The sequence below is a fragment of the Phenylobacterium glaciei genome, from assembly GCF_016772415.1.
GTDB classification, from domain to species: domain Bacteria; phylum Pseudomonadota; class Alphaproteobacteria; order Caulobacterales; family Caulobacteraceae; genus Phenylobacterium; species Phenylobacterium glaciei.
The window spans coordinates 3,663,509-3,676,316 of record NZ_JAGSGD010000001.1 but is presented as its reverse complement, the minus strand read 5'-3'; the positions used below and the strand labels follow the sequence as shown (position 1 = coordinate 3,676,316).

The 12,808-nt window shown below is 68.6% G+C and carries 12 protein-coding genes; 6 read left to right on the top strand and 6 right to left on the bottom strand.

Going from position 1 to position 12,808, the window contains the following annotated elements; genetic code table 11:
* Positions 1-27 precede the first annotated feature (27 nt).
* The 3 genes from JKL49_RS18090 to gcrA all read right to left on the bottom strand — a co-directional run bounded on the left by JKL49_RS18090 (position 28) and on the right by gcrA (position 2,430).
* Positions 28-246 carry a DUF2093 domain-containing protein gene (locus JKL49_RS18090; protein WP_215342380.1) on the bottom strand — a complete coding sequence of 73 codons (219 nt, stop codon included), beginning with the start codon at positions 244-246 and terminating at the stop codon, positions 28-30.
* Between the two features lie 28 nt (positions 247-274).
* Positions 275-1,867 carry an exodeoxyribonuclease VII large subunit gene (xseA, locus tag JKL49_RS18085; protein WP_215342378.1) on the bottom strand — a complete coding sequence of 531 codons (1,593 nt, stop codon included), beginning with the start codon at positions 1,865-1,867 and terminating at the stop codon, positions 275-277.
* 62 nt (positions 1,868-1,929) lie between these two features.
* Positions 1,930-2,430: a cell cycle sigma 70 cofactor GcrA gene (gene gcrA, locus JKL49_RS18080; protein ID WP_215342376.1), complete on the bottom strand. Its 501-nt coding sequence runs from the start codon at positions 2,428-2,430 to the stop codon at positions 1,930-1,932.
* Between the two features lie 221 nt (positions 2,431-2,651).
* Between gcrA and JKL49_RS18075 the strand changes: the two genes are divergently transcribed.
* Entirely contained in the window at positions 2,652-3,473 is an 822-nt protein-coding gene (locus JKL49_RS18075; RefSeq protein ID WP_215342374.1) for an ABC transporter permease, read from the top strand.
* Between the two features lie 37 nt (positions 3,474-3,510).
* Here the strand turns inward: JKL49_RS18075 and JKL49_RS18070 are convergent, their stop codons facing one another.
* From JKL49_RS18070 to JKL49_RS18060, 3 genes are read right to left on the bottom strand one after another with little or no spacing between them, the layout of a single operon-like run.
* A complete protein-coding gene (locus JKL49_RS18070; protein WP_215342372.1) occupies positions 3,511-4,956 on the bottom strand; it encodes an efflux transporter outer membrane subunit in 1,446 nt (481 codons plus the stop codon).
* Positions 4,940-6,466, bottom strand: coding sequence for a DHA2 family efflux MFS transporter permease subunit (locus JKL49_RS18065; protein WP_215342370.1), 1,527 nt, complete (start codon positions 6,464-6,466; stop codon positions 4,940-4,942). Before JKL49_RS18065 ends, JKL49_RS18070 begins: the two co-directional genes overlap by 17 nt.
* 11 nt (positions 6,467-6,477) lie before the next feature.
* On the bottom strand, positions 6,478-7,569 hold the full coding sequence (locus JKL49_RS18060) for an HlyD family secretion protein (RefSeq protein WP_215342368.1): 1,092 nt from the start codon (positions 7,567-7,569) through the stop codon (positions 6,478-6,480).
* A 147-nt stretch (positions 7,570-7,716) separates the two neighbouring features.
* Here JKL49_RS18060 and JKL49_RS18055 point away from each other — a divergent pair, with 147 nt between their 5' ends.
* The 5 genes from JKL49_RS18055 (at position 7,717) to JKL49_RS18035 (ending at position 12,783) form a co-directional block, all read left to right on the top strand.
* On the top strand, positions 7,717-8,655 hold the full coding sequence (locus JKL49_RS18055; RefSeq protein ID WP_215342366.1) for a LysR family transcriptional regulator: 939 nt from the start codon (positions 7,717-7,719) through the stop codon (positions 8,653-8,655).
* Between the two features lie 86 nt (positions 8,656-8,741).
* Complete coding sequence (locus tag JKL49_RS18050; protein WP_215342364.1) at positions 8,742-9,446, top strand: sensor histidine kinase; 705 nt, start codon at positions 8,742-8,744, stop codon at positions 9,444-9,446.
* Positions 9,447-9,585: 139 nt separating this feature from the next.
* Complete coding sequence (locus JKL49_RS18045; RefSeq protein ID WP_215342868.1) at positions 9,586-10,764, top strand: aspartate aminotransferase family protein; 1,179 nt, start codon at positions 9,586-9,588, stop codon at positions 10,762-10,764.
* A gap of 110 nt (positions 10,765-10,874) precedes the next feature.
* Complete coding sequence (gene argF / locus JKL49_RS18040; protein ID WP_215342362.1) at positions 10,875-11,807, top strand: ornithine carbamoyltransferase; 933 nt, start codon at positions 10,875-10,877, stop codon at positions 11,805-11,807.
* Positions 11,808-11,868: 61 nt separating this feature from the next.
* On the top strand, positions 11,869-12,783 hold the full coding sequence (locus tag JKL49_RS18035; RefSeq protein ID WP_215342360.1) for an Hsp33 family molecular chaperone: 915 nt from the start codon (positions 11,869-11,871) through the stop codon (positions 12,781-12,783).
* Positions 12,784-12,808: the final 25 nt, after the last annotated feature.

The window sequence follows — 12,808 nt, the reverse complement described above, 5'->3', positions numbered from 1 at the left end:
CCAGGCCCAGCAGGGCGCCGCGCCGGTTCAGCGGTTTGTCGCCTGCCAGCGGGCCAGGCTCTCGGCCGGGCCGGCATAGGCTTCCTGCAGCGGCGCGCTCCAGTAGCGCAGGGCCTCCAGCGGCACCTTTACGCCGGAGACGGCGCAGACCACGTAGCGGCCCGGCTTCAGGACGACGAACTCGCCGTCGCCATAGTGGACGACAGCCAGGTCGGCGGTGGATCCGGAAAGGTCATGGGCGTTCATGGGGGCCATCCTAAACGAGGCAGGCCGCTCAGAACAGATCGCCCTGCGCGGAAGATGTCGAGGGCGGCTTGGTCGCGCGGACCGGACGCGCGGGCGCCGGCGGGGGTTCAGGCGCGGCTGCCGGCGTCCCGTCGATGGTGGCCTCGCGGGTGATGTCGGCGAAGACCAGGGACACGCCCTCGCCACTGCGCAGGGACGCGCCATCCAGGGCCAGCGACCCGTCAGCGCGGATCACCTTGGCGAAGCCGCGCCGGGGTGGCGCCTTGGGGTCCAAAGGCGTGAGCAGCTTGGCCTGATAGGCCAGCCGCTCGGTCATCCGCTCCAGGGTCCGCGCCAGGGCCGGCTGTAGGCGAACCGCGGTGCGGGAGAGCGCCTGCGCCTGCTGTTCCTGCGGCCGTCGCAGCAGGGCCGGGACCAAGCGGGCGGTGAGGCGGGTCAGCTCTGTGCGGTGGACGGCGATGTTGCGCGTGAGCCCCGCCGACAGCCGCGACGACACCCCGGCCAGCCGCTCGGTGCGCACCTGCTGCGGGCGTTGCAGCAGGCCAGACGTCAGGCGCGAGGCGGTTCGGATCAGCTGGCTGTCATGGACGGTGATGTTGCGGTTCAGCGCGGCGGCCAGGCGGCTGGCGGCCAGGTTGAAGCGCTGGGCGGCCATCTCCACCAGGTCGGGCACTCGGGCCAGCGCCCGGTCGGCGTTGGCCACCCGCTGTCGGCGATCCTCGACGATCCGGCCCCCCTGGCGATGCAGGCGGGAGGTCAGGTCACCGATGGCGGCGCGCAGCTCGGCCAGCACAGGGGTGGCGACCTCGGCGGCGGCGGTCGGGGTCGGCGCACGGCGGTCGGAGACGAAGTCGATCAGGGTGGTATCGGTCTCGTGGCCCACCGCCGAGATCAACGGAATGGTTCCGGCGGCCACCACGCGGGCCAGCCCCTCGTCGTTGAAGGCCCAGAGGTCCTCCACCGAACCGCCGCCGCGCGCCACGATCAGCACGTCGGGGCGCGGCACGGGGCCGCCTGGGGTCAGGGCGTTGAACCGCTGAATGGCGTTGCTGACCTGGGCCGCGGCGGCGTCGCCCTGGACCACCACCGGCCAGACGATCACCCGGCAGGGCCAGCGGTCGCGTATACGGTGCAGGATGTCGCGGATCACCGCACCGGTCGGGCTGGTGATCACCCCCACCACCATCGGCATGGCGGGCAGGGGCTGTTTGCGCGAGGTCTCGAACAGACCCTCGGCCTGCAGTTTGGCCTTCAGCCGCTCCAGCTGGGCCAGCAGGGCGCCGACCCCGGCGGCCTCCATGGTCTCGATGACGATCTGATACCGGGAGCCGGCGGGGTAGGTGGTGATCTTGCCGGTGACGATCACCTCCAGCCCCTGCTCGGGCCGGACCGACAGGTTCTTCACCGAGCCCTTCCACACCACCCCGTCGATGGCGGCGCGCTCGTCCTTCAGCGTCAGATAGACGTGGCCGTTGCCGTGGTGGGTGACCTTGGAAAGCTCGGCGCGCAGACGGACGAAGCCGTAGGCGTCCTCAAGCGTGCGCTTGAGCGCGAACGCAAGTTCCGAGACGGAGTAGGGCTGGGCGTTGGAGTCGGACGACTCTGCCAGGACATCGGTCATGGCCGGAGATTAGCGAGGGCTGGATCGAAACCCAAACCCTCGCCCGCTCTCCAAGCGTTAATCTAGATGTAACGGCGCAGCGAACGGGCCAGTTCGTTGGGGCCCGAGCGCTTCTTGGCCTGGGCCGGCTGATAGGCGACCCGGGCGTGTTCGGCGCAATAGGGGCCGTCATCCTGGCGGCGGCCGCAGAAGGTGAAGCCGTCCGTCGAGGGATCGCCGATCGGCCACTTGCACATGTGGGCGCCGAGGGTCAGCACGGTGGCCGAGCCGGGGGCTTCATCGATGTAGCGAACGGGGGCGGGCACGGGGGCCTGGGCCACCAGGGGCTCGGCGATGCGGCGCGGCGCGGCCGGCTGGGCCACGGCGCGTTGCGGACGCGGCGCCTTGAAGACCGGACGGGCCGGCTTGGAGGGGGTGGCGCGGCCCGACAGGCCTAGCCGGTGAACCTTGCCGATCACCGCGTTGCGGGTGACGCCGCCAAGCTGCTTGGCGATCTGGCTGGCGGACAGGCCGTCCTGCCAGAGCTTCTTGAGATTTTCGACGCGTTCGTCCGTCCAACCCATGGTCTTGCTCCGCGTGTCCTGGTTCCATCAGCCCCGCGCGGCAGACCCAGGATCAATATGTTGTGGCAGCGCGCTACTCACGACATCACCAACTACCAGATATCGTAAACAGATCCTTAAGACCCACAATAGGCGCCCCTGTCTTCATCCACAGGAACCACATATAGCGTCGGAAGGCCGCACCCTTGCGCTTCCCGCGGGCGTGGCGCACATGAGCGGGCATGAAGGATATGCCCGCTTCCGCCGCCGTCATGCCGCCCCAGCCCCGCGACTATCACGGGGTCAACTGGGCCGGCCTCAAGACCCTCTATCTCCGCGAGATCCGCCGGTTCTGGAAGGTGGGGATGCAGACCCTGGCCGCTCCGGTGGTCACGGCCCTGCTCTACATGATGGTCTTCGTGGTGGCCGCCCAGGGCGCCCGCGTCCCGGTCCACGGCGTGGCCTTCGCCACCTTCGTGGCGCCCGGGCTGATCATGATGCAGATCCTCAACAACGCCTTCGCCAACTCGTCCTCGAGCCTATTGCAGGCCAAGATGAACGGCCTGACCGGCGACTTCCTCACCCCGCCCCTGACGCCGCTGGAGCATGTGGCCGGTTTCGCGCTGGGCGCCGCCACCCGCGGCATCGTGGTGGGCGCGGTGACCTGGGTCGCCGTCCTGCCCTTCGCCCACCTGCCGATCAGCCACCTCTGGGCGATCCTCTATTTCGGGGCCGGCGCCTCGATGATCCTGGGCCTGCTGGGGATCATGGCCGGTCTTTGGTCGGAGAAGTTCGACCACATGTCGGCGGTGACCAACTTCGTCATCATGCCCATGACCTTCCTGTCGGGCACCTTCTACCTGGTGGAGCGCCTGCCCGAGCCGTTCCGCTCTGCCAGCCACTACAATCCGTTCTTCTATCTGATCGACGGGTTCCGCTACGGCTTCATCGGCCACGCCGAAGGCTCGCTGATCGCCGGCATGGGCATGACCGCCGGCCTGGTGATCGCCTTCACCTGCATCTGCCTCTGGATGTTCGAGACGGGCTACAAGCTGAAGACCTGAGAACCGTTTTCCTTCTCCCGCAAGGGGAGAAGGATACCTATGATCCTACCCGCCAGTCCGCCGCCGTCGCCGTGAACAGTTCGGCCGTGTCGCTCAGGCCCTGCCCCTGCACCGCGACGGTGTTGCGGCGCGCCAGGTTCACCTGCCGCTGAGCATCCACCACCGCCAACAGAGTCCCGCCGCCAAGCTCCATGGCCTTGCGCTCGTCGCGCAGGGTGGCTTCGGCCGCGTGTTGAGCCTTGGTCTGGGCGGTCAGGGCCGCCTGGTCGTTGGCCAGGTTGCTCATCACGTCCGACACCTGGACGAAGGCCCGCAGGACGGTCGCGTTGTAGCGGGCCTGGGCGGCCAGGGCCTCGGCCTCGGCGGCGCGCTGGCGGGACTTTAGCTGTTTGCTCGGCACGATGGGGCCGATCAGTCCGGCCATCAGGTTCCAGCCGCTGGAGTCCTTGCTGAAGATGTTCTCCGGCGCGATCGTCGCCTGGGTCAGGCCGGCGGTCAGGCGGATGTCAGGATAGCGGGCGGCCTGGGCCACGCCGATGTCGGCGGTGGCCGCATGGAACTCGGCCTCGGCCGCCAGGATGTCGGGCCGCTGGCGCACCAGGGCCGACGGCAGGCTGACCGGAACCGCGCCCGGCGCCTGGAAATCGGCGACGTCGAAGTCTGGGGCCGTCCATTTGGCGGGCGACTTGCCCACCAGCAGGGCCAGGCGGTGGCGGGCGGCGTCGAGCTGGCGTTGCAGGGGCGGCAGCAGCGCCTCGTCCTGGGCCTGCTGCGCCAGGCCGCCGGTGATGGCCGACGGCGCCTGGCCGCCGGCCTGTTGGGCGCGCCGGACCATGTCCACGGTCTTCTGGTCGTCGGAGATCATCGCCTGGACGGCATTGATCTGGGCGCGCAGTACGGCGATCTTCATGGCCTGCATCACCACGTCGCCGGTCAGGGTCAGGTAGGCGGCGTCGGCGCGGCGGGCCTCGGCCTGCGCGCGCGCCTGAGCGGCCTCCACCTTGCGCCGCTGGCCCCCGAACAGGTCCAGGTCATAGGTGACCGTGGCGCCCAGGGAATAGAGGTTGATGGTCGGGCTGGGGAAGCCGGTGAAGCCGAAGGCCTGGGTGTTGATCCGCTCGCGCTGGGCGCTGGCGACGCCCTCCACCTTGGGATTGCCCACGGCCTGCTGGGCCAGCGCACTGGCCTGGGCGCGGGCAAGCGTCGCATCGGCCTCGGCGATGGTGGGGCTGCCGGCCAGGGCCAGGCGGACGGTCTGGTCCAGCTGCGCCGAGCCGAAGGCGGTCCACCAGGGACCAGACACCCGGGCCTCCGGCGACAGGACGACGACGCGCGCGGCGCGATCACCGGCCATGGCGTATCCGGGTGCGGTCGGGGCGGCGGGTTGCTTGAAGTTGGGCCCCAGCGTGGTGCAGGCGGTCAGGGCTAGCAGGCTGACGCCGGTGAGACCGGCGCGCACCTTGCGATCAATCAACTTCGACATGGGGAGCGCCTCCGGCTGGGCCCTTGGGCTTTCGCATCAGCAGCAGCATGGGCATGCAGGCGATGGTGATGATCAGCATCAGTTTGAAGTCGTCGACATAGGCCACCATCGTCGCCTGCCGGGTGATCTCGCCGTTGAGCGACAAGAGGCCCTGGACGGTGGTTAGGTCAAAATGGCCGGCCATGCTCGAGGCGATCACCGGGTCGGTGGGATTGACCTTGTCGGCCAGCGACGCGTGCATGGTCTGTGTGTTGGAGACCACCAGGGCGTTCATGATCGAGATCCCGACCCCGGAGCCCAGGTTGCGGATCAGGGTGTAGACCCCCGACCCCTCCGCCCGCAGGGAGGGCGCGACGGTGGCGAAGGCGAGCGTCGAGAGCGGCACGAAGATCAGCCCGATCCCCAGGCCCTGGATGATGCCGGAGATCATGATCAGGTTGGAGTTCATGCTCAGGTCGAAGCCCATCATCATCCACAGCGCGACGGCGTTCAGCGACAGCCCGGTCATCAGGATGGCGCGGGTGTCGATGCGGCCGATCAGTTGTCCCACCAGGAACATGGCCACGAAGGAGCCCAGGCCGCGGGGCATGGAGACCAGGCCCGAGGTCAGCACCGGATAGCCCATCAGCCCCTGCATCATCGGCGGCAGCAGGGCCATGGTGGAGAACAGCAGGATGCCGATGAAGAAGCCGAAGACGCTGGCTGTCAGGAAGTTGCGGTCTCGCACCAGTGCGCGGTCGAAGAAGGGGTTCCTGGCGGTCATGGTGTGGACCACGAAGATCCACAGCCCCACGATCGCCAGCAGCAGTTCGATCCAGACCTCGTCGGAAGAGAACCAGTCCAGGCTGGGGCCGCGGTCCAGCATCAGCTGGATGGCGCCGATGAACAGCACCAGGGTCCCGAAGCCCAGGAAGTCGAACTTCTTGGCCCGCCCGCCCTTGTCTGGAGAGATGAAGATCCAGACCCCCAGCAGCGCCATGATGCCGATGGGCAGGTTGATGAAGAACACCCAGCGCCAGGAGAGGTGCTCGGTGAGATAGCCGCCGAGCGCGGGGCCCAGGATAGGCCCCAGGATCGCGCCGGCGCCCCAGATGGCCATGGCCTGGCCGTGCTTCTCCGGCGGGTTGATATCCAGCAGCACGGCCTGGGACAACGGGATCAGGGCCGCGCCGAACACCCCCTGCAGCAGGCGGAACAGCACGATCTCAACCAGGCTGTTGGAGACGCCGCACAGCATCGAGGCGATGGTGAAGCCGGCGATGGAGATGATGAACAGCGGCTTGCGGCCGATCTTGTCGGCCAGCCAGCCGCTCATCGGCGTCATGATCGCCGCCGAGACGATATAGGAGGTCAGGACCCAGGTGATCTGCTCGGGCGAGGCCGACACGCTGCCCTGGATGTGGGGCAGGGCGACGTTGGCGATCGTCGTGTCCAGCGAGTTCATCACCGTCGCCAGCATGATCGAGATGGTGATCGGCCAGCGGTTGGCGGCGTCGTGCTTGCTGATCATGGGGCTGCGCCTCAGGCGGGCTTCTTGCCTGGGGCGCGGACGTCGACCTTCACGTGGGCCGACAGGCCGGCGCGGCCGGCGGTTTCCGGCGGGACCTTGTCGAAGGCGATCCGCACCGGCAGGCGCTGGGTCACCTTCACCCAGTTGCCCGTCGCGTTTTGGGCCGGCAGGGCGGAGAACACCGAGCCGGTGCCAGGGCTGAAGCTCGCCACATGGCCCTGCAGCGGGTGCTTGGGGTCGGCGTCGATCTTGATGGTCACCGGCTGGCCGACCTTCATGTTCTCAAGCTGGTCTTCCTTGAAGTTGGCCTCGACCCAGGGCTGGCCGGTGATCAGCCAGAACACCGTCTGGGACGGGTTCACGTAGGCGCCGGGCTGTAGCTGTTCGACGCGGGTGACGGTCCCGTCGGTGGGGGCGGTCACCTGGCCATAGGACTGGTTCAGCTGGGCGCGCTGCAATTGGGCGCGGGCGGCCAGGACGGCGGGCTGGCGATCCACCGACATGCCGGGGTCGCCGTTGAGGTTGGCGAGCGCGGCGGCCACCTGCTGGCGGGCGACGGCGATCTGCTGGCGGGCCTGCTGGGCGGAGTGGACGGCCTCGTCATAGGACTGGCGCGAGGCGACGCCGGCCTCGACCATGGCCTTCTGGCGCAGGGCTTCCCGGGTGGTGAAGTCGAGAGTCTCGTTTGCCGAAGAGAGCGCGGCCTGCTGTTGCTCATAGTTGGCGCGCAGGGCGCGGACCTGGACCTCGGCCTGGGCCAGTTCCGCCACGGCCTGTTGGGTGTTGGCCTGGAAGTCGCGGGGATCGAGCCGGAACAGGGGCTGGCCCCGGCGCACGGCCTGGTTCTCCTTGACATAGACCTCGACGACCCGGCCCCCGACGCTGGAGGACACCGGCGCCTTGGCGATCTGCACATAGGCGTTGTCAGTGGTCTGGTAGTGCCCGCCGGTGAGAACAAAATAGAGCGCGACGACCAGGATGATCGCCGGACCGCCGATGATCAGAGGCCAGCGCCAGCGCCGCAGCCAGCTGTCGCGCGTACCGGCGCCGGCCGCCTCGACTTCGGCGTCTGCGATCGCTTGATAGCCTTCGGCGTCGCTCAATGGGCGCGTCCTTCTGCAAATTCATTCGGAGACGACAACGCGCTCGGGCTCCCTAAGCCCCGAGTGCGCTTTCGACACGTGCAGATAGGGGCGGCGGTCGGATGAGCAAAATGATATGTCGTCACAGGACGAATGAATGGTCTGCATATGACAGCTATCGATCTGAATCTGCTCAGGGTCTTCGACACCCTGCTGACCGAACGTAGCGTCACCCGGGCGGGAACGCGGCTGGGTTTGAGCCAGTCGGCGGTGTCCCACGCCTTGAATCGCCTGCGCTACGCCCTCGACGACGAGCTGTTCGTGCGCGGCCCCATGGGCATGACGCCCACCGCCCGGGCCCAGGAACTGGGACCCCAAGTCCACGCGGCCCTCTCTCAGCTCCAGGCCGCCTTCGCGCCGCGCGACTTCGACCCGGCGACCACGGAGCGGCGGTTTACGGTGGTGGCCGGCGCCTATGCCTGCGCCGTGTTGATCCCGCCCCTGGTCTCGCGCCTGGCGGAGGAAGCGCCGAACGTGGAGCTGGTGGTGGCCGACGCCGCGGTCGACGTGCTGGAGCAGCTGGACGCCCGGCGCGCCGACTTCGTGGTGGGCGCGGTGGTGGCCGGTCCCGCGCGGCTCTCGGTCTCGCCCTTGCTGACCGACAGCCTGGTCTGGACGGTGCGCGCCCAGAGCCCGCTCTCGGGCGCCCCCATCGGCCTGGACGAACTGCTGTCCCTGCAACACGTGGTGATCGCCAAGCAGCCCCAGCTCACCGATATGCAGCCCGGTCTGCTGATGCATGCCAGCTGGGAGGACCTGGGCGCCTTCGACGCGGCGCTCAAGGACGCTGGCCGCACGCGGCGCGTGGGCGTGGTGGTGCCCGATACCTATTCGGCGCTGGGCATCGTCGCTCGCTCCGACATGGCCGCCCTGATCCCGCGCCGGCTGGCCATGCTCTCGGCCCAGCGCGGCTTCATCCAGCTGGTGGAGCCACCCTATCCGGCCCCGCCCATCGAGCTCTCCCTGCTTACCCTGCGCGACCGCCTCGCCGACCCCGCCATCGCCTGGATGCACGACCTGCTCTGCGAAGTAGGCAGAGATCTCTGAAGCGCGGCCGTACGCGGTTCCCCATCCGTGCGAAATTGATCTCCATCAATGCCCGTAGGTTGAATCGGCTCAGGTCTGGGGGTGACATGCACTTTATCGCGGATGGGATGAACGTCGTGCAGGCAGACCAGTCACCGCGAGAGGACGGCGTCAGCGCTTCGGTCTGCGAAGACTGCAGCCTGCTGGTGGAGGCCGACCATCGCATCGCCAATCACCTGGCCATGTTGGGCGGCTATGTGCGCCTGAAGGCGGCGGGCGTGAGCGGCGAGGGTCGGCTGCTGCTGGAGACCATCGGCGCCCAGGTTGACGCCGTGAGCCGGCTGCATCGGGCCTTGGCCACCCATGGCCAGCATGGCGCGGTGGACCTCAGCGAACACCTCCGGGCGATCTGCGCCCCCTTCGCCACGGGATTGGCCGGCGCCGCCACGCTGATTCAGGACATCGCCACCGTGTGCCCGGTGCGGGCCGATCAAGTCCTGCCGCTAAGCCAGATCGTCTCCGAGCTGGTCACCAACGCCTTCAAATACGCCCATGCCGACGGGCGGGCCGGGGTCGTCCTGGTGCGATGCGGCGGGTGCAAGGCGGGCGGGGCCCAGATCGACGTGGTGGATGACGGGCCGGGTCTTCCGCCGGGCTTCAACCCCGCGACCGATGGCGGCCTGGGCTTTCGGTTGATCCGGGCGCTGAGCCGGCAGGTGGGGGCGACACTGGACTTCGGTTCCGAAGGCCAAGGTCTGCGGGTCCGCGTAACTGTGCCCCGTCACATCCCCGTTGCTCCCCAAGAATATTGACAGGACAGGGTTCGAAGACGAAAACGTCGAGCCTTCCTGTCCCCGCCGCCCAGCGCCGGGGACGCTTCTCTTTTGGGAGGTATCCCCAGTGACTGAAAAGACCGCGACGCAAGCCGCGCCCGTCCCCAGCGATCACATCATGGGCGTGTACAACCGCACCCCGCTGGCGTTCGAGCGAGGCGAGGGCGCGCGACTTTTCACCACTGATGGGGAGGCCTACCTCGACTGCATGGCGGGCATCGCCGTCAACGCGCTGGGCCACGCCAATCCTAAGCTGGTGGCGGCGGTGAAGGACCAGGCCGAGAAGCTCTGGCACGTATCCAACATCTTCACGATCCCGGGTCAGGAAAAGCTCGCCAAGGTGCTGACCGACGCCACCTTCGCCGACGAGGTGTTCTTCACCAACTCCGGCGCCGAGGCGATCGAGTGCGCCATCAAGACGGCGCGCAAGTATCACTGGGCCAAGGGAAACCCGGAGCGGATCGACATCATCGGCTTCGAGGGCTCCTTCCACGGACGGACCCTGGCGGCGGTGAACGCTTCGGGAAACAAGTCCTACCTGGAAGGCTTCGGTCCGCCGATGCCGGGCTTCGTCCACCTGCCCTACGGCGACCACGAGGCGCTGAAGGCGGCCATCGGCCCCACCACGGCGGCCATCCTCATTGAGCCCGTGCAGGGGGAGGGCGGCGCCCGCGCCCTGCCGGAGGTCTGCATGCGCGGCCTGCGCCAGCTGTGCGACGAGCACGGCATCCTGCTGATCTATGACGAGATCCAGTGCGGCCTGGGCCGCACCGGCAAGCTGTTCGCCCATGAGTGGGCCGCCGACGCCGCCCCCGACATCATGGCGGTGGCCAAGGCGCTGGGCGGCGGCTTCCCGGTCGGCGCGTGCCTGGCCACGGCGGAAGCCGGTCGCGGCATGACCGTCGGCTCCCACGGCTCCACCTACGGCGGCAACCCCCTGGCCATGGCCGTGGGTCTGGCGGCCATGGAGGAGCTCAACAGCCCCGAGCTGCTGGCCCACGTCCGCGAGGTCGCCGGCTATTTCGTGCAGCAGCTCTCGGGCCTGCAGGAACGCTTCCCCGATGTGGTGGAGGACATCCGCGGCAAGGGCCTGCTGATCGGCATCAAGCTGAAGACGCCCAACCGCGAGTTCATGCAGCATGCGCGGGATCAGCACATGCTGATCGCCGGCGGCGGCGACAACTGCGTGCGTCTGCTGCCGCCGCTCAACCTCACCCTGGAAGAAGCCCAGGAAGCGGTCTCGAAACTGGAAGCGTCCTGCGAAGCGGCGCGAACCCAGGCGAAAGCCGCAGCCTAACTTAACTCCGCTCATCCCGGCGAAGGCCGGGGCCCAGATAGGACTTCCCGCTCTCAGGCTGAACCTGGGCCCCGGCCTTGCCCGGGGTGAGCGGGATTTGGGGGATCCCCATGACCCAAGTCAGACACTTCCTCGATCTATGGCGGATTCCCCCCGCCGACCTGCGCGCCATCCTGGCCGACGCCAAGGCCCGCAAGGCCGCGCGCAAGGGCTGGACGCAAGGCCGGGTGGACGCCGACGCCCCGGGCGCCGAGCGGACGCTGGCCATGATCTTCGAGAAGAACTCCACCCGCACCCGCTTCTCCTTCGACGCGGCCATGCGCCAGCTGGGCGGCGACGTGATCATCTCCACGGCCAGCGACATGCAGCTCGGCCGCGGCGAGACCATCGAGGACACCGCCATGGTGCTCTCGCGCATGGTCGACGCGGTGATGATCCGCGCCAACCGACACTCGGACCTGGAAACCTTCGCCTCGGTGGCCACCGTGCCGCTGATCAATGGCCTGTCGGACAAGAGCCACCCCTGCCAGATCCTCGCCGACCTGCTGGCCTTCGAGGAGCGTTGCGGGTCCGTGGAGGGCAAGACGCTGGCCTGGATCGGCGACGGCAACAATGTGTGCTCGACCTTCATCCATGCGGCGCCAGTCTTCGGGTTCAAGCTGAAGATCGCCAGCCCCGCCAAGTACCACCCCGACCGCGTCGACCTCGCCCGCGCCGCCGACCTGCAGGCCCGCATCGAGGTGACCGACAGCCCGCTGGAGGCCGTCGCCGGCGCCGACTGCGTGATCACCGACACCTGGGTCTCCATGGGCGACACCGACCGCGACGACCGTCTGGCGGCGCTCGGCCCCTACCAGGTCACCGAGGCCCTGATGGAGAAGGCCAATCCCGGCGCCGTCTTCATGCATGACCTGCCCGCCCACCGCGGCGAGGAGGTCACCGGCGAGGTTCTGGACGGCCCCCGATCGCTGGCCTGGGACGAAGCGGAGAACCGCGTCCACGCCCAGAAGTCGATCCTGGCCTGGTGCTTCGGCAAGATCTGAGTTCCGGGCATTGAGGGGTGAAGCTCGCAACCTTGCCCCAGTCCCCCTATATGGCCCGCCCATGAGCATCGAAACCGCCACCGCCCCCGACGATCTCGTCGCCCCGTTCCAGATCGAGGGTGAGCCCGTGCGCGGCCGTCTGGCCCGGCTGGGCGCTGCTGTCGACGAGATCCTGGCGGCCCACGACTATCCCGAGCCCGTGGCCAACCTGCTGGGCGAGGCCTGCGCGCTGGCCGCCCTGGTAGGCTCGGCCCTGAAGTTCGACGGCCGGCTGATCGTCCAGGCCCAGGGCGACGGGCCGGTGCGCTACGTCGTGGTGGATTACGACACCGACGGCGCCCTGCGCGGCTACTGCCGCTATGACCCCGACGCCGTGGCCAAGGCGGCCAGCGGCTTCGTGCGGCCGGGCGCCAAGACGCTGCTGGGGGACGGGGTCTTCATCATGACCGTCGACCAGGGCGTCGACATGGACCGCTACCAGGGCATCACCACCATCGAGGGCGAGACGCTCGCCCTTTGCGCCGAGCAGTATTTCGCCCAGTCGGAACAGACCCCCACCCGGGTGCGCCTCGCCGTCGGCCAGGCCGACCTCGGTGACGGCCTGGCCTGGCGGGCGGGCGGCATGCTGATCCAGAACATCGCCGAGGACGAGAACCGCGGGCCCACCGCCGAGGCCTGGGTCCGCACCCAGGCCTTCTTCGAGACCATCGGCGAGGACGAATTGCTCGACCCCACCATCTCGGCCGAGACCCTGCTGTTCCGCCTGTTCCATGAGGACGGCGTCCGCGTCTTCGAGGCCAAGCCGCTGCGGGCCTTCTGCCGCTGCTCGCAGGACCGCATCGAGAGCGTCCTGACCTCGTTCTCGGCTCAGGAGCGCGCCGACATGGTCGAGGACGACGGGCTGATCAAGGTGACCTGTGAGTACTGCTCCAGCACCTATTCGGTCGACCCGGCGCGGCTGTCGGCCGAGGCTTAGCCGCTCTCACCGTGGGGAAGGGGCT